General features: G+C 66.3%; 16 protein-coding genes and 1 tRNA gene. 9 read left to right on the top strand and 8 right to left on the bottom strand.

Going from position 1 to position 19,194, the window contains the following annotated elements; all coding sequences use genetic code 11:
• Nucleotides 1-6 precede the first annotated feature (6 nt).
• From EYS21_RS20305 to EYS21_RS20285, 5 genes are all read left to right on the top strand, one after another.
• Nucleotides 7-954, top strand: coding sequence for a metallophosphoesterase (locus EYS21_RS20305; protein WP_131135054.1), 948 nt, complete (start codon nucleotides 7-9; stop codon nucleotides 952-954).
• Nucleotides 955-1,099: 145 nt separating this feature from the next.
• Nucleotides 1,100-2,920 carry an ABC transporter ATP-binding protein gene (locus tag EYS21_RS20300; RefSeq protein ID WP_131135053.1) on the top strand — a complete coding sequence of 607 codons (1,821 nt, stop codon included), beginning with the start codon at nucleotides 1,100-1,102 and terminating at the stop codon, nucleotides 2,918-2,920.
• On the top strand, nucleotides 2,917-4,785 hold the full coding sequence (locus EYS21_RS20295) for an ABC transporter ATP-binding protein (protein ID WP_131135052.1): 1,869 nt from the start codon (nucleotides 2,917-2,919) through the stop codon (nucleotides 4,783-4,785). The genes EYS21_RS20300 and EYS21_RS20295 overlap by 4 nt, the downstream gene beginning before the upstream one ends.
• Before the next feature lie 115 nt (nucleotides 4,786-4,900).
• Nucleotides 4,901-5,614, top strand: coding sequence for a GntR family transcriptional regulator (locus EYS21_RS20290; RefSeq protein WP_131135051.1), 714 nt, complete (start codon nucleotides 4,901-4,903; stop codon nucleotides 5,612-5,614).
• A gap of 75 nt (nucleotides 5,615-5,689) precedes the next feature.
• Nucleotides 5,690-5,766: transfer RNA gene (locus tag EYS21_RS20285), tRNA-Pro, on the top strand.
• Between the two features lie 224 nt (nucleotides 5,767-5,990).
• Here the strand turns inward: EYS21_RS20285 and EYS21_RS20280 are convergent.
• Nucleotides 5,991-6,209: a hypothetical protein gene (locus EYS21_RS20280; RefSeq protein ID WP_131135050.1), complete on the bottom strand. Its 219-nt coding sequence runs from the start codon at nucleotides 6,207-6,209 to the stop codon at nucleotides 5,991-5,993.
• A gap of 132 nt (nucleotides 6,210-6,341) precedes the next feature.
• Between EYS21_RS20280 and EYS21_RS20275 the strand changes: the two genes are divergently transcribed.
• On the top strand, nucleotides 6,342-7,613 hold the full coding sequence (locus tag EYS21_RS20275) for a helix-turn-helix transcriptional regulator (protein ID WP_131135049.1): 1,272 nt from the start codon (nucleotides 6,342-6,344) through the stop codon (nucleotides 7,611-7,613).
• A 57-nt stretch (nucleotides 7,614-7,670) separates the two neighbouring features.
• Here EYS21_RS20275 and EYS21_RS20270 read toward each other — a convergent pair whose 3' ends face one another.
• Together EYS21_RS20270 and purD are read right to left on the bottom strand one after the other, a co-directional pair.
• The gene (locus EYS21_RS20270) at nucleotides 7,671-8,624 is read right to left on the bottom strand and encodes a phosphoribosylaminoimidazolesuccinocarboxamide synthase (protein ID WP_131135048.1); all 954 of its coding nucleotides are present in this window, start codon (nucleotides 8,622-8,624) and stop codon (nucleotides 7,671-7,673) included.
• Nucleotide 8,625: 1 nt separating this feature from the next.
• On the bottom strand, nucleotides 8,626-9,942 hold the full coding sequence (gene purD, locus EYS21_RS20265; RefSeq protein ID WP_131135112.1) for a phosphoribosylamine--glycine ligase: 1,317 nt from the start codon (nucleotides 9,940-9,942) through the stop codon (nucleotides 8,626-8,628).
• A gap of 102 nt (nucleotides 9,943-10,044) precedes the next feature.
• Between purD and EYS21_RS20260 the strand changes: the two genes are divergently transcribed.
• From EYS21_RS20260 to EYS21_RS20250, 3 genes are read left to right on the top strand one after another with little or no spacing between them, the layout of a single operon-like run.
• Nucleotides 10,045-11,622 carry a molybdopterin-dependent oxidoreductase gene (locus EYS21_RS20260; RefSeq protein WP_131135047.1) on the top strand — a complete coding sequence of 526 codons (1,578 nt, stop codon included), beginning with the start codon at nucleotides 10,045-10,047 and terminating at the stop codon, nucleotides 11,620-11,622.
• A gap of 36 nt (nucleotides 11,623-11,658) precedes the next feature.
• On the top strand, nucleotides 11,659-12,675 hold the full coding sequence (locus EYS21_RS20255) for an asparaginase (RefSeq protein WP_131135046.1): 1,017 nt from the start codon (nucleotides 11,659-11,661) through the stop codon (nucleotides 12,673-12,675).
• 37 nt (nucleotides 12,676-12,712) lie between these two features.
• Nucleotides 12,713-13,090, top strand: a complete 378-nt coding sequence (locus EYS21_RS20250) for a sterol carrier family protein (RefSeq protein ID WP_131135045.1) — start codon at nucleotides 12,713-12,715, stop codon at nucleotides 13,088-13,090.
• 9 nt (nucleotides 13,091-13,099) lie between these two features.
• Here the strand turns inward: EYS21_RS20250 and EYS21_RS20245 are convergent, their stop codons facing one another.
• From EYS21_RS20245 to EYS21_RS20225, 5 genes are all read right to left on the bottom strand, one after another.
• Nucleotides 13,100-13,771 carry a Pr6Pr family membrane protein gene (locus EYS21_RS20245; RefSeq protein ID WP_131135044.1) on the bottom strand — a complete coding sequence of 224 codons (672 nt, stop codon included), beginning with the start codon at nucleotides 13,769-13,771 and terminating at the stop codon, nucleotides 13,100-13,102.
• Nucleotides 13,772-13,885: 114 nt separating this feature from the next.
• Nucleotides 13,886-15,397 (bottom strand): C4-dicarboxylate transporter DctA, encoded by a 1,512-nt coding sequence (gene dctA / locus EYS21_RS20240; protein WP_131135043.1) that lies wholly within the window; start codon nucleotides 15,395-15,397, stop codon nucleotides 13,886-13,888.
• Between the two features lie 218 nt (nucleotides 15,398-15,615).
• Entirely contained in the window at nucleotides 15,616-16,383 is a 768-nt protein-coding gene (locus EYS21_RS20235; protein WP_131135042.1) for an SDR family oxidoreductase, read from the bottom strand.
• A 29-nt stretch (nucleotides 16,384-16,412) separates the two neighbouring features.
• Nucleotides 16,413-17,162, bottom strand: coding sequence for an aspartate/glutamate racemase family protein (locus EYS21_RS20230; RefSeq protein ID WP_131135041.1), 750 nt, complete (start codon nucleotides 17,160-17,162; stop codon nucleotides 16,413-16,415).
• Between the two features lie 34 nt (nucleotides 17,163-17,196).
• The gene (locus EYS21_RS20225) at nucleotides 17,197-18,765 is read right to left on the bottom strand and encodes an NCS1 family nucleobase:cation symporter-1 (RefSeq protein ID WP_131135040.1); all 1,569 of its coding nucleotides are present in this window, start codon (nucleotides 18,763-18,765) and stop codon (nucleotides 17,197-17,199) included.
• Nucleotides 18,766-19,194 lie beyond the last annotated feature (429 nt).

The following is a 19,194-nucleotide window of genomic DNA, read 5'->3' as shown; positions in this document are numbered from 1 at the left end:
CTACCGATGGCAGTCAGCCCTGCAGTGGCCAGCCGCGTCCGGAACATCGGGCGCGGCTTCGCCGTCACCACTGCCGCCGGAGCCGCGGCCGGACTTGCCGCCGTCGGATACGGGTTGTGGGAGAAGAACCAGTTTGTCCTGCGCGAGGAAACCCTGCCCATCCTCCCTGCCGGCCAGCAGCCGTTCACCATCCTGCACCTGAGCGACATCCACTTTGTTCCCGGCCAGGACACCAAGGCGGCGTGGCTGCAGTCCCTGGCCTCGCTGAAGCCGGACCTCGTGGTCAACACCGGGGACAACCTCAGCCACGTCAAGGCCATTGACCCGCTGCTGGCGGCGCTCCGGCCGCTGCTGGAATTTCCCGGCGTCTTTGTCCCCGGCTCCAACGACTACTACGGACCCAGCTTCAAGAATCCGGCGACGTACCTGCTGGGCCCGTCCAAACTGAAGCGTGAAGCCACCGAACTGGACTGGCCGCGGCTGCGTGCCGGCTTCGGCATGGGCGGCTGGGTGGACCTGACCAACCGCAACCAGTCGTTGGTCCTGCGCGGGATGCGGTTCGACTTCTCCGGCGTGGACGATCCGCACCTGAACCGTGAACGCTACGCGGGCTGGCCGCGCGGAACCAGGGGCCAGGACGAGAACCCGCACCTCCGCGTGGCCGTCATCCACGCCCCCTACCAGCGGGTCCTGGACCACTTCACCGAAGACGGCGCGGACCTGCTCCTGGCCGGACACACCCACGGCGGACAACTCTGCATCCCCGGCTACGGGGCCCTGATTTCCAACTGCGACCTCCCAACGTGGCGGGCCAAGGGCCTCAACAACTGGGAGAGCAACGGATCCACGACGCCGGTCAACGTCTCAGGCGGCATCGGCACCTCCCGCTTCGCCCCCATCAGGATCGCCTGCAAGCCCGAAGCCGTCCTGCTGACGCTCACCGCCCGCGAATAGGCTTCCCCGCCCCTCCCGCTCATTGCGGATCGCGATAACTGGACAATCACGCCCGGTGCCGCGGAATGCTGTGAATCGAATCACCCCATGGCATAAGGTAGTTGCTACGGGAAACTACCTTCGTTTTAGAGCTTGAGAAGCGGGCATGGCCAAGCAGACTTCATTTTTCAGATCCATCAGCCGTCTTTATCCTCACGTCAGGCCGATCATCCCCCGGCTTATCATGGGGCTCCTCTGTGCACTCTTTGCCAGCGTTGTGGCGCTGACCATCCCCCAGGTGCTCCGGGTCCTGATCAATGACTCGCTCCAGGCCGGCGGCGCCCCGGACTCCGTCTGGGTTGCCGCCATCATTATCCTGGTCCTCGGCATCGCCGAGGCGGTGCTCGTGGCCCTCCGCCGGCAGTTTGTCATCAACCCGGCCACCACCGTGGAAACCCGGATGCGGGTCTCCCTGTACGGGCACCTCCAGGACCTGACCGTGTCCTTCCACGACCGGTGGGGGTCCGGCCAGCTGCTCTCCCGTGCCATGACCGACCTGAATTTCCTGCGCCGCTGGATGGCCTTCGGTGCCATCATGCTGGTGGTCACCACCCTCACCGTGGTCATCGGCATCGCAGTCATGTTCTCGATGAGCTGGCAGCTGGCCCTGATCTTCCTGGCCGCGGCGGTACCCATCATGGCGTACGGCTTCCGGTTCCGGACCCGCTTCAGCAAGGTGGCCCGGCGCAGCCAGGACCAGGCCGGCGACCTCGCCACCACCGTGGAGGAATCGGTCCACGGCATCCGCGTCCTGAAGGCGTTCGGCCGCAGCCGCGAGGCCCTGGAGAGCTTCAATGAGCAGGCCGAGGAACTTCGCCAGACAGAGATCTCCAAAGCCCGGCACCAGGCCACGTTCACCATGGTGGTCACCCTGCTGCCCGAGCTCGCCCTGGGCGCGGGGCTGGTGGTGGGCGTCATGCTGTGCGCCAGCGGCCAGCTGAGCATCGGCGCCCTGGTGGCCTTCTTCGCCACCGCCGCCGTCATCGCCTCGCCTGTGGAGTTCTCCGGCATGCTGCTGGCGATGGCACTGACCGCCAAGACCGCCGTCGACCGTCACTTCGAAGTCATGGACTCGGCCAACACCATCACCAGTCCCCCCGAGCCCCGCCGGCCCTCCCAGCTGCGCGGCACCCTGCGGTTCGACAACGCCACCTTTGCCTTCGAGGACGCACCGGACAAGCCCATCCTCAAGGAGATCAGCCTGGAGGTGCGGCCGGGCGAAACCATGGCCCTGGTGGGCATTACGGGAAGCGGCAAGAGCGCACTCATCCAGCTCGTCCCCCGGCTGTACGACGTCACGGACGGTTCCATCACCATCGACGGTGTGGACCTGCGCGAGTTCGACGTCGAGGAGCTCCGCCGGGTGGTGGGTGTCGCGTTCGAGGACACCACCCTGTTCTCCAATTCCGTCCGGGACAACGTGCTGCTCGGCGCGCAGGACAAGACCGAGGAAGCGTTGGACGAGGCCCTGGACGTAGCCCAGGCCCACTTCGCCTATTCACTTCCCGAGGGGGTGGAAACCCTGATCGGCGAAGAAGGCCTGAGCCTGTCCGGCGGGCAACGCCAGCGGATCGCCCTGGCGCGGGCCATCGCCGCCCGGCCCCGCGTCCTGGTGCTCGACGATCCGCTGTCCGCCCTGGACGTGCACACGGAGGAGCTCGTGGAAAACCGGCTCCGTTCGGTGCTGAAGGACACCACCACCCTGATCGTCGCGCACCGGCCGTCCACCGTGGCGCTGGCGGACCGCGTGGCCCTGCTCGAGGACGGGCACATCACCGCCGTCGGAACCCACACGGAACTGCTGGCGGAAAACCCGCACTACCGCTACGTCATCGCCAGCCTGGACCAGGAACCCCGGGACCTGGATTCGGAACTGTCGGAGCTTGAGGAAGCGGCCGACGCCGAGGCAAAGGAAACCATCCGATGAGCACCGCAACCTTCGGCACGGCCAACGAGGACAACGCCCACCTCAGCAAGAGCGACAGCAAAGCCGTACGACGGCGGTCGCTCGCCCTGCTGGGGTCCCTGATCCGTCCGGTGCGGCTCAGGTTCTGGCTGACCATCGCCACCGTGGTCCTGTCCCAGGCCGCGCGGGTGGCCGGGCCGGCGCTGATCGCCTTCGGCATCGACCACGCCCTACCGGCGCTGCAGGCAGGCGACAACCTCCCGCTGGTGCTCACCGGAGTCGGCTACCTGGCGGCAGCCGTCGCCACGGCCGGGCTGACGGCCCTTTACGTCACCTCCACCGCCCGGCTAAGCCAGGCGATGCTCCTGGACCTCCGGGTGCGGGTCTTCCGGCACACGCAGCGCCTAAGCCTCGAATTCCACGAAAAGTACACCTCGGGCCGGATCATCGCGCGGCAGACCTCGGACCTGGAGGCGTTGCGCGAACTCCTCGATTCGGGCGTAAGTTCCCTGGCCTCGGGCATGCTCTTTATGGTCTTCACCGCCGTCACGGTGTTCGCACTGGACTGGCGGAGCGGGCTGATTGTGCTGGCCGCCGGTGTGCCGATGTACTTCCTCTCGCGCTGGTACCAGAAGCATTCGCAGATCGCGTTCCGTGAATCCCGGGTGGTGTCGGCCCGGCTGATCGTGCACTTCGTGGAGACCATGACCGGGATCCGCGCCGTGAAGGCCTTCCGCAAGGAACGCGAAAACGCTGACCAGTACGGCCAGCTCTCCGAGGACTACCGGCGGGTCACCGTCCGCTCCATCAACCTCAACGGCATCTTCCAGCCCGGCCTGGTGCTGATCGGCAACATCTGCGTGGCGGCGGTCCTGCTGTTCGGCGGGTTCCGGGTCCTGGGCGGAGACCTCGCCGTGGGTGTGCTCCTGGCCCTTATCCTGTCCACCAAGCGCTTTTTCCAGCCGGTGGACCAGATGGCCATGTTCTACAACTCCTTCCAGAGCGCCCAGGCTGCCCTGGAGAAGGTGTCCGGCCTGCTGGAGGAGATTCCCACCGTCCGTCCGCCCAAGAACGCGGTGGCGCTGCGGGACGCCAGGGGCACGGTCGACTTCACGGGTGTGGAGTTCCGCTATGGCGACGGCCCCGTGGTCATCCCCACCATGGACCTGCACATCCCCGCCGGCCAGACAGTGGCACTGGTGGGCCAGACGGGTGCCGGCAAGTCCACCCTGGCCAAGCTGATCGCCCGTTTCTACGACGTCTCCGCCGGTTCACTCACCCTGGACGGCGTGGACCTCCGCAGCCTCAGCACCACGGACCTGCGCCGGAACATCGTGATGGTCACCCAGGAGGCATTCCTGTTCAGCGGCTCCGTGGCGGACAACATCGCCCTGGGCCGGCCCGAGGCCTCCCGCGAGGAGATCGAAGAAGCTGCCAAGGCCGTCGGAGCCCACGAGTTCATTACTGAGCTGCCCGAAGGCTACGACACCGACGTCAACAAGCGCGGCGGCCGCGTCTCCTCCGGCCAGCGCCAGCTCATCAGCTTCGCCCGGGCGTTCCTGGCCCGGCCGGCGGTGCTGATCCTGGACGAGGCCACCTCCTCGCTGGACATCCCGTCCGAGCGGCTTGTCCAGAACGGACTGGCGCGGCTCCTGCAGGCAACGGCCGACGCCGGCAGTGGAGCAGGTGCCCCGGGTTCCGCTGCGGCAGGTGGCGGCCGCACGGCGCTGATCATCGCGCACCGGCTCTCCACCGTTGAAACTGCCGACCGCGTGCTGGTGGTCCACGACGGCCGCGTGGTCGAGGACGGCACCCCGGCGGACCTGATCGGCGGCGGCGGGCGGTTCGCCGAACTGCACGGCGCTTGGAAGGACTCCCTGGTCTGAGCTGCCTTCGGCGCGAACGTACAGTTGAGGCCTCGGTTGCCGGGCCTCAACTGTACGTTCGCGCCATGCGGTGCGCGGGCATTCGGGTGGTCACTGCTGGGATAGCCTGAACCCCATGGCAGATGAGATGGAAAACGGCGCAACTGAACTCCCCGCGGAGCCGTTGTCCGAGCGCGTCGCGGAGGTGCTGCGCGAGAGGATCATCTCCGGCCAGCTCCCGGCCGGCGGAAAGCTCAACGAACGGGAACTTGCCGCAGACCTGGAAGTGTCCCGCATTCCCCTGCGCGAAGCACTGCCGCTGCTGGAGGCCGAGGGCTTCATCTCCACGGAGCCGCGCCGTGGCGCCGTCGTCCATTCCTTCACGTACCGTGACGCCCAGGAGGTCTTTGACCTCCGGCTCCAGCTCGAACCCCTGGCCGCGTCATTCGCCGCGCGGCGGGTAGCCGAAGGCGCCGACCCGGCCGCCCTCCTGGAGGCCCTGGAATCTGCCCGCACCGGCGTGACCGGGGCCCACGCATCAGGCCGCAACTCGGACCTGCACGAGGAAATCGTCAAGCTCGCGGACCACCACCTGCTCCGGCGTATGACAGGCCTGATGAACGGACGCGTGCGCTGGCTCTTCCGCCTGACGCCGGAGCGTGACACCCCAAAGATGTGGCAGGAGCATGCCGAACTGGTGCAGGCCATCGCCGCAGGCCAGCCCGCCCTGGCCGCCGCCCTGGCCTCCGCGCACGTGGAGCGGGGCCGCCACGATTCGTTGCCGGTCCTGGCAGAGCGCCTCCCCGCCAGCGCGGACGCCTCCGCACGACGCCGCCGGCGCGGCCGCTGAGAGGATAGCCCGCAGCCCGATTTCGCATCCGGACCCCGGATCGGCTATTCTTGTAAAGTTGCTTTTGCAGCGGATCGGGATGTAGCGCAGCTTGGTAGCGCGCTTCGTTCGGGACGAAGAGGTCGCAGGTTCAAATCCTGTCATCCCGACCAAACAAAGAGGGTCTCCCCCAGGGGAGGCCCTCTTTTGTGCTTCCACATGACAGCAAATTGCCGCCGCTTGTCACAAATATTGGGACTGCGCGAGTCGCCCCATCAAAGCCGACCAAGCGGGAAGATAACATTTTGGCAACGGTCACGCCGTAATCCGGGCAAAGGAATGGCCCCGGACCATGGTTCGCATGATCCGGGGCCTCGCCTCCTTTGGTGAGGAGTGATTACATCGGGTCTGGCCAGTTGCCAACGTACGTGGTGTAAGTGGTGTCACTGTCCTTGGTGTCCTTGACTTTCTTGGACATCGGATCGGGCCAGTTACCTACTGCTACAGATACACCGGTGGTATCAGCGATGGAACCTGCAGACAGGACGGCCGGAGCCGCCGCAGAAAACGCCAGGGCCCCAGCCAGAACGGCTGCGGCTGCAATCTTCTTCAACATATAAGTTCCTCAATACGAGTCGGATTCGTTACAAAGTCAGCACTGTCCTTGTTGACATACATTGTAAAATGTTTTCCACAGGGACTGTCAAGCATTGAGTACAAAGACTGTCCGGAATTAGGAGGAAATCCCGTGGGCAACGGATTCGGGGAGAAGCTCCGGGCGGAGCGTCTCGAACGTGGGCTGACACAGGCTGAACTGGGCAAGGACCTGTATTCCCCCAGCTATATCTCCCTTCTTGAGACCGGCCGGAGGGAACCCACCGCCGAAGTCATCGAGGAGCTGGCCCGAAGGCTGGAACTGGCGCCCAAGGCGTTGGAAGCCTGGAGCCAACCCATCTCGGTCAGCGACGCCGAGTACGTCCTCGCCGGACTCTACGCACGCCAGGCCTGGGACCTTCGGGATTACCCGCTCGCCGCCACACACGCTGCCACGGCCGCGCAGATAGCCCTTGAGGGCAAAAACACCAGCGCCTGGTGGAACATGACCTACATGCAGGCCGAGTGCCTGATCAAGCAGGGCAACTGGCAGGAATGCCAGAAGATCATGCAGCACCTGCTGGAGCACCCCATGGCCACCGAGTCAGTGGGCCTGGGCGTGCGCGCCCGCCAGATGCTCGCCGGCATCTGCCAGGGGCAGGGCCAGCTGAGCACCGCCGTGGACCACGCCATGGAGGCCGTGAAGCTCTGCGCGAAGCTGCCCAAGGGATCCACCCTGATCATCGGCGCCCACCGGGCCCTGATCGGAGCCCTGGCCGAGAGCGGACGGCTGGACGAGGCCTGGAAGTTCTGCCAGGACATGAACGACCAGGTGGACGAGCACTCGATGTCCCAGCTCGCAGGCGAGGTGGCCTGGGTGATCGGCAACGTGGCGTTTATGCGGCATGACTACGCCGAGGGCATCAAGTACCACGAGCGCGCCGCCAGGATGCTCTCCCCCGCCAACGACATCGAACTCTGGGCGCGGTTCAACAAGGCTTCCGCCGCGGTGCGCCTCTCCTCCGGGATCGTGGAGCCGGAAACGCTGTCCTCCATTGAACGTGCCGAATTGGCCCTGTCCATCGTGGGCGGCAACAAAACAGACCAGCTGGAAGTGGCCTTCATCCGCGCCCGCTGGCTCTACCTCACCGGCGACATCGTGGCCGCCATCAACAAGCTCCAAGAGATCCACGCAGAATCAGACGCCCTGGCCAAGCACACCGCCGGCGAGGTCTCCCTGCTCCTGGGCAAGTCACTGAAAGCAGCCGGCGAGTCCGAGGAAGCCCTGGTCTACCTGGAGGAAGCGCAGAAAGCCTTCAGCGCGGCCGGCGCCTCGGACCGCGTCCAGCAGGCACTCGATGCGGTGCTGGAGATCAGGCTGGCGCAGCAGCGGGCCGCGAAAGCCAGCAAGGCCCAGGCCAGCTAGCCAAAGGCCCGTTAAACAGCGGCGGGCCCGGCCGGAGCCGGGCCCACCGCCAACGCTCTAGGCGAAGGTCCGGCCTGTGAGCTTCTCATAGGCCTCGACGTAGCGGCTGCGGGTGCGGTCAACAACGTCTGCCGGCAGCGCGGGCGGGGGCACGTCCGAGGCGCGGTCCCAGCCCGATTCGGCTGACGTGAGCCAGTCCCGGACGTACTGCTTGTCATAGGACGGCTGCGCCTGGCCGGGCTGGTATGTGGCCGCATCCCAGAAGCGGGAGGAATCCGGGGTGAGGACCTCGTCACCGAGGACGATGCCTCCGGACACGACGTCGTAGCCAAACTCCACCTTCGTGTCAGCCAGGATGATGCCGCGTTCGCGGGCGATCTCCTCCGCGGCGGTGTAGATCTTCAGGGTCAGCTCGCTCAGCCGGCCCGCGATGTCATCGCCCACCATGCCAACAACGGCGTCGTAGGTGATGTTGGCATCGTGTTCGCCCACCTCGGCCTTGGCCGACGGCGTGAAGATGGCGTGCTCCAGGCGCGACCCGTCCACCAGGCCCTCCGGCAGCGGGATGGCGCACACCGTGCCGGACGCCTTGTACTCCAGCAGCCCGGACCCGGTGAGGTAGCCGCGGGCGATGCATTCCACCGGGAACATATCCAGCTTCTTGCAGATCATGGCGCGGCCCTCCACCGCAGCGGGAACCCCGCCTTCCACGGTGGACGCCAGCACGTGGTGCTCCACGCCCAGCTGGTCGAACCACCACAGGCTGAGCTGGGTGAGAATCCGGCCCTTGTCCGGGATCTCGCTGGTCAGGACGTGGTCATAGGCGCTGATGCGGTCGCTGGCCACCACCAGGACGCAGTCCTGGCCCACCTGTTCGCGGATGGACTCATCGGTGGGCTCGTAGAGGTCACGGACCTTGCCGGAGTAGACGTGCGTCCATCCCGGCAGATCCAGGGTGGCCGTGCTCAGGCCGCGCTTCTGGTCCGCTTCCTGCGGGGAATTCTCGGTCATGCTATGCCTTCGCCTTCGTCACGGGCAGGGATCCGGTGGCGCTGGACGACACCTTGATCTCGCCGCGGGCGGCCTTGCGGCCGATGTCCGTCCGGAACTGGGAGCCTTCCAGCTGAACCAGTTCCACGCCGTCGTACGCCCTCTCACGGGCCTCCACGAGGTCGCTGCCGAGTGCAACCACGGCGAGCACGCGGCCGCCTGCGGAGACCACCTTGCCTTCGTCGTCGAACGTGGTGCCCGCGTGGATCACGTGTACGCCGTCGAGCTCGTCCACCTTCTTCAGTCCCCGGATGCGGTCGCCGGTGCGGGGCGTGTCCGGGTAGTTCTCGGAGGCCACAACGACGGCGACAGCGGTGTCCTTGGACCAGCGCAGCTCTTCCGCGTTGTCCAGTTCGCCCTTGGCGGCTGCCAGCAGCAGCGCGCCGAGGGGGGTCTTGAGCCGGGCCAGGACGGCCTGCGTTTCGGGATCGCCGAAGCGGACGTTGAATTCGATGACGCGGGTTCCGCGGGACGTCAGGGCCAGGCCCACAAACAGCACACCCACAAACGGGGTACCGCGGTGCGCCATCTCGTTGACCGTGGGCTGGGCCACGCGGTCGATGACTTCCTGCACCAGGCCTTCTGGTGCCCACTCCAGCGGGGTGTAAGCGCCCATGCCGCCGGTGTTGGGGCCCTCGTCGTTGTCGAAGATGCGCTTGAAGTCCTGCGCCGGGGACAGCGCCACTGTGTTGCGGCCGTCGCACAGGACAAAGAGGGAAACCTCGGGGCCGTCCAGGAATTCCTCGATCACCACGGTGCCGCCGGCGTCGAAGCAGGTCTGGGCATGCGCGAGGGCTTCGTCGCGGTTCTTGGTGACCACCACGCCCTTGCCGGCGGCGAGGCCGTCGTCCTTCACCACGTAGGGTGCGCCGAAGGTGTCCAGGGCGGACGCTGCTTCCTCGGCATTCGTTGCCACCATGGCCATCGCAGTAGGCACACCGGCCTCAGCCATGATCTCCTTGGCGAACGCTTTGGAGGCCTCCAGCTGGGCTGCGGCCTTGCTGGGACCGAACACCGGAATGCCGGCTTCCCTGACGGCGTCGGACACGCCGGCGGCGAGTGGCGCTTCGGGGCCCACCACCACCAGGTCGACGGCCAGCTTGATTGCCAGGGCCGCGACGGCGTCTGGATCATTACCGTTGATGTTGTGGGTGGGGACCAGCTTGCTGATGCCGGCGTTGCCGGGAGCTGCGTGGACCTCGGACACGTTGGGGTCGGCGAGCAGGGAGCGGACAATGGCGTGTTCGCGGCCTCCGGGGCCGATGACGAGTACCTTCACAATCTTCAAGGGTACTTTGTGAACCCGGCTGGCTCCTAAGCTGTCTCGGCCCCCGGCCGCCCCCGGAACAATCCCCCAGGCCGTCCGCTACGAACCAGTGGCATGAAGAAGCTGATGAAGTGGCTCAAGGGTCCAACCGCCATGGCCGCGCTGGCCGGTGTGGTGGCGGCCGCCGTCGTGCTTGCCGTCGCAGAACTGATCGGTGCGTTCTTTACGGCGCGGGCCACCCCGGTGATCGCCTTGGGGTCGACGTTCATCGACTTCACGCCGCCGTGGATGAAGGACTTCGCCATCGCCACGTTCGGCACCAATGACAAGGCTGCGCTGTTTGTCGGGATGGGCCTGACCATCTCCCTGCTCGCCTGCGTGCTGGGTGTGGTGGCTTTCCGCAGGTGGGCCCTCGGCGTGGCCGGGGTGCTGCTGATGGGGACGGTGATCGTGGCCAGCGTGGTCACACGGGCAAGCGTCAAGCCCCTGGATGCCATCCCCACCGTCCTCGGAACGCTGGCCGGACTGGTGGTGCTTCGCCTCCTGATAGCTCCGCTGTGGCGGACCAGGGCCTGGCCCGATGCCCCGGCAGACACCGCGGCAAAGGAACCGGAGCGTCCCGCCACAAGCCGACGCAGGTTCTTCGCCGCGGCGGGGATCACCGCGGCGGCCGCAGGAATCGCAGCCACCGGCGGCCGGCTCCTCAGCGCCGCCCGCAGCAACATCGCGCAGGCCCGCGAATCCCTCACACTGCCCTCGCCGGTTAAGGCTGCTGCGGCAGTGCCTGGCGGCGTCCAGTCACCCGTGGCCGGCGTGACCCCCTGGGTCACCGCCAACGGCGACTTCTACCGGATTGACACGGCCCTCAGCGTTCCGGAAATCAACGCCGACGACTGGGAACTCCGGGTCCATGGCCTGGTCGAGGAGGAAGTCCGCCTCACGTTCCAGGACCTGCTCGACGCCGACCTCATCGAATCGCACGTCACGCTCACCTGTGTCTCCAATCCTGTGGGCGGAAACCTCGCCGGCAACGCCAAATGGCTGGGGCTGCCCATCCGCGAAGTCCTTAAGCGGGCGCGCCCCAAGGACGGCGCGGACATGGTGCTCTCGACGTCGATCGACGGCTTCAGCGCCTCCACGCCGCTGGAGGTGCTGCAGGACGACCGCGACGCGATGCTGGCGATCGGCATGAACGGTGAGCCGCTGCCGCTGGAGCACGGCTATCCGGTGCGCATGGTGGTCCCGGGCCTGTACGGATTCGTTTCCGCCACCAAGTGGGTAGTGGACCTCGAGGTCACGCGTTTCGCCGACAGCAAGGCGTACTGGACGGAGCGTGGCTGGTCCGAGCGCGGCCCCATCAAGACCATGGCCCGGGTGGAGGTCCCCAAGTCGTTCGCCAAGGTTCCCGCCGGCCGGACGGCCATCGGAGGCACCGCCTGGGCCCAGACCCGCGGCATCACCAAGGTGGAGGTCCAGATCGACAACGCGGACTGGGCCGAGGCCACGCTGTCCGCCGAGGCCTCCGTCATCACGTGGCGGCAGTGGTCCTTCGAATGGGACGCCACCCCCGGCCCGCACTACATCAAAGTCCGCGCCACGGACGGCACCGGCGAGGTCCAGACGGACCAGCGCGCCGAGCCCGTACCCGACGGCGCGTCGGGCTGGCAGTCGGTCATGGTCACCGTGGAGTAGCCCGGCAATCCCCTGCCCGGCCCCTAGACTGGCACTATGCCGCACAACCCGCATGCCACCTTCACTGTGGACTCCGCCGTCGAACTGGCCGTCGTCGAACGAAGCGGCTTTGTGGAGTCCCGGCACATCGGCTCGGCTGTCCTCCTGGCGGCCGACGGCACCGTGGTGACCGAGCTTGGCGATGTCACCACCCCCATCTACGCACGGTCAGCGCTCAAGCCATTGCAGGCCCTGGCGTCCATGCAGGCCGGCGTCCCGCTGCGCGGCGCGCAGGTGGCGATTGCCTGCGCCAGCCACGTGGGGTCCCTGGACCACATGGACGTGGTGGAGGGGATGCTCAAGGCCGCGGGCGTCCGGGAGGACCAGCTCCAGTGCCCGGCCGCGTGGCCGCAGGACGAGACCGCCCGCAACTGGCTGGTCCGGTCCGAGCGCGGCAAGTCCAGGCTGGCCTTCAACTGCTCCGGAAAACACGCTGCGTTCCTGTGGGCCTGCACGGAGAACGGCTGGGACACGCACAGCTACCTCGAACCCAACCATCCGCTGCAGCAGCGCGTCCGCAGCGTCATCGAGGAGTACACCGGCGAACAGATCGCCCACCTGGGCATCGACGGCTGCGGGGCTCCGGTGGCCGCTGTCTCGCTGACCGGCCTTGCCCGCGCTTTTTCCCTGCTGGCCAAAGCACCCGGTGACAAGAACTCCAATGCCAGGGCCGCCACCGTTGCCACCTCCATGCTGGACTACCCGTGGGCCGTGCAGGGCCGGGGCGAGGCCAACACCATCGTGATGGACGAACTGGGGATCATCGCCAAGATCGGCGCGGAAGGCGTGCTGGTGATGGCCACCCCGCAGGGTGTTGCGGTGGCCCTCAAGATGCTGGACGGAAACCTGAGGGCCACCTCCCTGGTGGGCCTGACAATGCTCGCCGCGGCCGGGGCTGTAGACATCCCGGGCGTCTCCAGCGTCCTGGAAAAAGTAGTCGAACCCGTACTGGGCGGTGGCCGGCCCGTCGGCCGGATCCGGCTGGGGCCGGCCGTCTCGGCGCTCCTGGACTGACCCTTTTCCCAACCCCATTCTGAAGGAGGCCGTCCGTATGGCTGTAGCGCGCCGTCGTATTGGCATCGAAGAAGGCACAGCGGCACTGGCCGCATGGCGCGAAGGTGCGGCCACGCCGTCGGACGTTCCGGTCCCCCGCGCCGTCACCGCCACCGCCGTGCGGTACACGCTGGAGGAGGTCACGGCCCGGGCTCCGGGCAACTCGGTGGAAGTCCGGGTGCCGCCGTTCGGCGTCACCCAGTGCGTGGAAGGCCCGCGGCACACGCGCGGGACGCCACCCAATGTGATTGAGTGCGACGCCGCCACCTGGCTGGGCATGGTCACCGGACAGTTGAGCTGGGCAGACGCCGTCGCGGCGGGCCGGGTGGAGGCGTCCGGCCTGAGGGCGGATTTGTCCGCCCTCCTGCCGCTCTGACCCGTTGGCCTAGGGTGTTTCGATCGGAACCCGGTGCCGCCCGGTGGCTGGCGCCGTGGCAGGGTGCGGGACGGTGTCCTGGAGTTTGGTGGACAACGCGGCAACGACGGCAAATGCGAAAGCAGCCACCGCGATCAGCACCGACATTACCGCCACTGTGCCGTATCCGCTGCTCCGCGGATCCAGGAACGGGTAGGGGTACCAGTCCACGATGGGGCCGCGGACCAGGCTGTAGACCAGGTACAGCAGGGGAAACGCCAGCCACAGCAGCGAGGTCCTGATGGAGATCCGCGTCTTGGGCAGGTCCACAAGCCAGTCGATGACGATAATGGTGGGCACGGTGTAGTGCAGCACCACGTTGATCCACGGGATGGGGGTGTTCACGTCGATGTCGCTGAGCAGGAGGCTGTACGTGATTCCCGTGATGGTCATGTACACGGTGGCGGCCCCGCGGAGCAGTTCCAGCCAGCGTGGACTCTCCCCCTTCCAGGCAAACCAGCCGGCGATGCCCAGCGTGACGAAGGCGATGATGTTGGACTCGATGGTGAAGTAGCTGAAGTAGTTTCCGGCCTTGGCGCCCGGAACGTTCTGCATCAGGTGCAGGAACTGGAACAGCACTGCCACGAAACCCAGCAGCGCGAACCAAAAGCGGAAAAGTGCAAGTCCCCTGTTTGCGGTCATAAGCCGATCCTAGGCGAGGCTCCTGGCCCGTGACGCTGAAACGCGCAGGCCCCGCCCCGGTGTGTTCCGGGACGGGGCCTGCACGGTCGGGCGGTGGCTGGCTGGGGGCCGCCGCTAGTCGTGGACTGCGGGTGCAGTGCTCTCCTGCGCCGGGGCGGCGTGCGAGCCGGCAGGCCGGCTCATCTGGAAACCGGGGATGTCGCCCGGGTTGGGGCCGCCGCGGAACTTGGGGGACGGCTCCTGGCCGCCGCTGATCCGTTCCAGTTCCTGGTCCTCGAAGTCGTCCTCCACGCCGAGCATGATGGCGGAGTCATGGTTGGTGATCTCGCCGCGGAACGCCCGGACCATGACGCTGCGGTCGAACTGGCCTTCCCACTTGGAGACCACGAAAGTGGCGACGCAGTTGCCCAGCAGGTTGACCACCACGCGCATGGAGTCCATGAGCCGGTCAGCGCCGAGGAGGAGTGCGACGCCGGCCACCGGGAAGATGCCGAGGGCGGCGGCGGTGGCGGAGAGTGCCAGGAACGATGACCCGGGAACGCCGGCCATGCCCTTGGACGTCAGCAGCAGCACACCGAGTGCGGCCAGCTGCTGGCCGAGGTCCAGGTTGTGCCCGAAGGCCTGGGCCAGGAAGAGCAGCGAAATGGAAAGGTAGATCGCGGCGCCGTCGAGGTTGAAGGAGTAGCCCGTCGGGACCACGAGGCCCGTTGTTGCACGTGAGCAGCCGGCGTTGGTCAGCTTGGTCATGATGCGCGGCATCACGGCCTCCGTGGAGGCGGTGCCGAGGGCCAACAGGAACTCTTCACGGGTGTACTTCAGGAACTGCCACAGCGGAACCCGGGCGAAGCTCCAGGCCACGAGGAACAGCAGGGCGATGAAGACGATTGCCGCGCCGTAGCAGGCGGCGATGAGCTTCGCATACGTGCTGAGGGTTCCGAGCCCGTACTGGCCGATGATGAACGCCATGGCACCGAACGCACCGATCGGTGCCACCTTCATGATCCAGGACATGATCTTGAAGATGAGCTCCAGGATGGTGTCCATGAGGCTGATGACCGGCATGCAGCGCTCACGGCCGATGACCACGATGGCCGCACCGAAGAACACCGAGAAGAACAGGACCTGCAGGAGGCTGTTGTTCGCGAAAGCGCCGATGACGCTGGTGGGGATGATGTCCAGGATGAAGTGGGCCGCGTCCTTGGGCGGCGTCGTGCCGGTCTTCGCGGTCAGCGCTTCCTGGGAGAGGGTGTTGGGATCGATGTTCAGCCCGGCACCGGGCTGGACGATGTTGCCTACGATCAGGCCGAAGACCAGCGCGAAGAGCGTGGCCGCGGTGAAGTACAGAAGGGCTTTGACTCCGACCCTTCCGACCGCCTTGACGTCGCCTACGGCTGAGATGCCGGTGACGATCACCAGGAAAATCAGCGGCGCGATGATCATTTTGATGAGCTGGATGAAACCATCACCGAGCGGCCTCAGCTGCGAGCCGAGGTCCGGCCAGAAATGTCCGATAAGAACACCTGCCACGACGGCGATCAGAATTTGGAAGAAGAGCGACCTATACAGGGGCTTCTTCTTCTGCGGGGCCGAACTCGCCTTCAGCGCCGCGGAATCTGGGATCTTCATTGATCTGTACCTATCAATCGGGAACAGCCCCGGAGATCGGGGTCTGTTTCCAACGTAACCCCGGTCACATAATTCCGCAAGAGGAAAATCAATTTCCACATTGCGAAATAATCTGGATCCGTGGAGGCGCGCCAAAAGCCGCTGTGAATCCGGCCATCGGACAGGGGGAACCCCCGGGCGGGCGTCCGGATACGCAGCGGAAAGTCAGGGTGCTGCCGCTAGCCGCGGCCGATGAAGGGCATGCCCGCGGCGGTAATAACGACGGAACCCACGCTGGCCGACGCCGGCATGCCGGCCATCAGCAGGACGGCGCGGGCGGCGTCGTCCACGGGGAACATGGGCTCGACGCGGCGGCTGCCGTCGGCCTGGAGGGCTCCCGTGCCCACCCCGATGGTGTCCATGATGTCCGTGGCGGTGTTGCCAATGTCGATCTGGCCGCAGGTGATGCCAAAACCGCGGCCGTCCAATTCGATGCTCTTGGTCAGCCCGGTCATGGCATGTTTGGTCACGGCGTAGGCCACGGTCCGCGGCCGGGGTGAGTGCGCCGAAATGGAGCCGTTGTTGATGATCCGGCCGCCCTGCGGCTGCTGGGCTTTCATGGCCCGGACCGCGGCTGCAGCGCAGAGCATGGAGCCCGTGAGGTTCACGGCCACCGTGGCGTTCCAGTCGGCCAGGCTGATCTCGTCGACGGAGGCGGCTGGCCCGAAGACGCCGGCGTTGTTGAAGAGCACATCCACTCTCCCCCACCGCAGGCGGGCGGCCTCGAAAAGCCGCTCGACGTCGTCGGGCGCCGTGACGTCGCAGGGCACCGCCAGCGCGTTCGGGTGTCCGTCCGCCGTTTCGAGGAGCTGCGCTTCCCGCCGTCCGGCCAGGGCCACCCGGTAGCCGTCGGCCAGCATCAGCCGGGCCACCGCCCGGCCGATGCCGGATCCGGCCCCGGTGACGACGGCGACCCGGGAGTCTGCGGACGGGCTGGAGTCAGTCATGGACGTGCCTTTCAACAAGGGGGTTGCCGTCAGCGCGCACCCTCGGGTACCGCAGCCGCGGCGGACAAGGGCCAGCCTATGACAGTCTTCGGCCGCGGTGCCGCGTAGGTGCGGACCTTGGAGGTGGACAGCCCCATGCGGACCAGGCCTTCGGCGATGGTCACCGCCGAGGCCACGCCGTCCACCACGGGTACGCCCGCCCGCCGCCGGATCTCCTCGTCCAGCCCGGCCATGCCGCCGCAGCCCAGGACAATAACCTCCGCCTTGTCGTCCCGGACCGCGATCAGCGCCTGCTCGATGATGGCTTCGACCGCCCGCTCCGGCTCCTCCTCGAGCTCCAGGACCGCCATTCCGCTCGCCCGCACGGACGCACATCTCGCGTCGAGGCCTGCCAGCTTCAGGCGGTCCTCGATCAGCGGCACCGCCCGGTCCAGGGTGGTGATCACTGAATATTTGTGGCCCAGGAACATGGCCGTGGACGCGGCCGCCTCGGTGATGTCGACGACGGGCACGTCCAGGAGTTCCTGCAGGCCCTCCCGGCCGTGTTCGCCGTAGCCCGCCTGGATGACGGCGTCGAACGGTTCCGGGTAGGCGGCCACCCGGTCCATCACGGCGATCGCTGCCAGGTAGCTTTCGAAGTTTCCCTCGCAGGAATCCGCGCCGAACCTGGGCGTTAGCCCCACAATCTCCGTTCCAGGCGCGGCGATGCTCCGTGCCTGGGCGGCGATGGAATCGGTCATGGACTGGGTGGTGTTCACGTTGGCAACGAGGATGCGCATAATCTCTCCGTGGTTCGTGGCGTGGGTGTGCGTGTCAGTGCGTGCTGGCCACGGCGATGGCCTCGCCGTCGACGTCGTCGAACTGCTGTGTGCGGTCAGCGATCAGGTAGTACGTCAGGGCGGCCAGGCCGGCGCCAAAGAACCAGGCAAACGGCGCCGCGGGTTCCAGGGCCGGGACGAAAGCGATAAGGATCGCGACGGCGGACGCGGGCAGCAGCGCGATAATCGCCTTGGGATTGACGCCCTTTGTGTAGAAGTACGCTCCGGACGGGCTTTCGCTGTACAACTCGGGGACGTTGACCTTGCCGCGGCGGAGCAGCCAGTAGTCGGCCATGACCACGCCGAACAGCGGTCCCAGCAGGGCCCCGAGCCCGCCGAGGAAGTACACAATCACCAGCGGATTGTTGTAGAGGTTCCACGGCAGGATGACCAGGCCGATGGTGCCGCTGACCCAGGCGGCTTTCCGGAAGTCGAGGCGTTTGGGGAACAGGTTGGTCAGGGCGTAGACAGGGGCCACGAAATTGGCCATCAGGTTCACGGCGATGGTCAGGATCAGGATGGCGAGGCATGCGAGGACCAGGAACAGCGTGTTCGGGATGCTCTCCACGATGTCGGACGGCGTTTCGATGATGGTGCCGTTGATCTTGTACTGCCCGCCGGCGAGGACCACAACAATGGCGCCGAACAGCAGCATGTTGATGGGGATGCCCCAGAAGTTGCCCCGGACGATCGACTTTTTAGACACGGCCGAGCGGGTGAAGTCGCAGAAGTTCAGCACGAACGTGCCGTAGATGGATACCCATAGCGCGCCGCCGGCGAAGATGGTCCGCCACATTTCGCCGCCTTCGAGCCCGCGGATGCCCGTCCACTGGATGGCGCCCTTGGCCTCGATGAAGACCCAGGCTGCGAGCAGCACCATGGTGATGAGAATGACGGGTCCGGCGAACGCCTCATACTTGCGGATCATTTCCATCCCGAAGCTGACGATCACCAGCTGAACGATCCAGAGTGAAACGAAGGCGATCCAGCCCAGCGTGGACAGGCCGAGGATGGAGTTGGTGTCCAGTTCATGCAGCGAGGGAACCATGGCCACGAGCATGACCCGCAGAACCACCGAGGCAAGGAAGGTCTGGATGCCGAACCAGGCAACGGCCACGGCGCCGCGCAGGAGGCTGGCAAGCTGGGCTCCCCGGATGCCGAAGCTGATCCGGCTCATGACCGGGAACGGCACACCGGTCTTTTGGCCCATAAACCCGGAGAAGCTGAGCAGCGCAAAGAGCAGGACGGCGCCGATGGCGAGGGCTGCAAGGATCTGCCAGCCGCCAAGGCCCAACGAGAAGAGGCCGACGGCGAACGCGTAGTTACCGAGGCTGTGCACGTCATTCGCCCACAGGGTGAAGATGCTGTACCCGGTCCAGCGGCGGCCCTGCCGCTTCGTCGGGGCGAGGTCCACGTTGTAGAGGGTGGGGCTGATGGCCTGGCCGGCGGCGGTGCTTGCTGTGTCGCACAGGGCGTCGATGCCCGAGGCAGGGTGGATCGGCTTGCCCGACAACGCTGGCGGGGCGGGAGCCGGTTCGACGCCGACTGGTGGAGTCGTATGCATCTGGATCTCCAGTTCTGGGTTTTCCGCGGTGGTGAGCCTGATCGAACCTTGCTGTTATTCCACATCGCGAAATGAAGTTATTGAATAGTGAAATAAGGGTATGAGCTGGATCACCCCGGGTCAAGGTCCGGCGGCTCGGGTGGCGGTCACAAACGGTCCGCAGGGCAGCGCGTGACGCGGGTTGGCCGGGGGCGCGCTGGTCATGTTGACCGCGGCCCTACCCTCTCGATAATCTCGAATGGCAAAATTGTTTTCTCACAATACGAAAACAAGAGCCCAACATTCAAAGATGAAACGAGGCTGACGTGGCTGCAGGAGAAGATACCTCCCATATCCTCAGCGGGTTGACTAACCAGCTGCCTGATCGTGATCCGGAAGAGACCGCCGAGTGGGTTGAGTCCCTGGATTCGCTGATCAGGGAACAGGGCA

This window comes from Arthrobacter sp. S39 (assembly GCF_004320525.1).
Taxonomy (GTDB): Bacteria; Actinomycetota; Actinomycetes; order Actinomycetales; family Micrococcaceae; genus Arthrobacter.
Note: the sequence above shows the minus strand (reverse complement) of the source record. Positions and strands in the feature narration are given on the sequence as shown.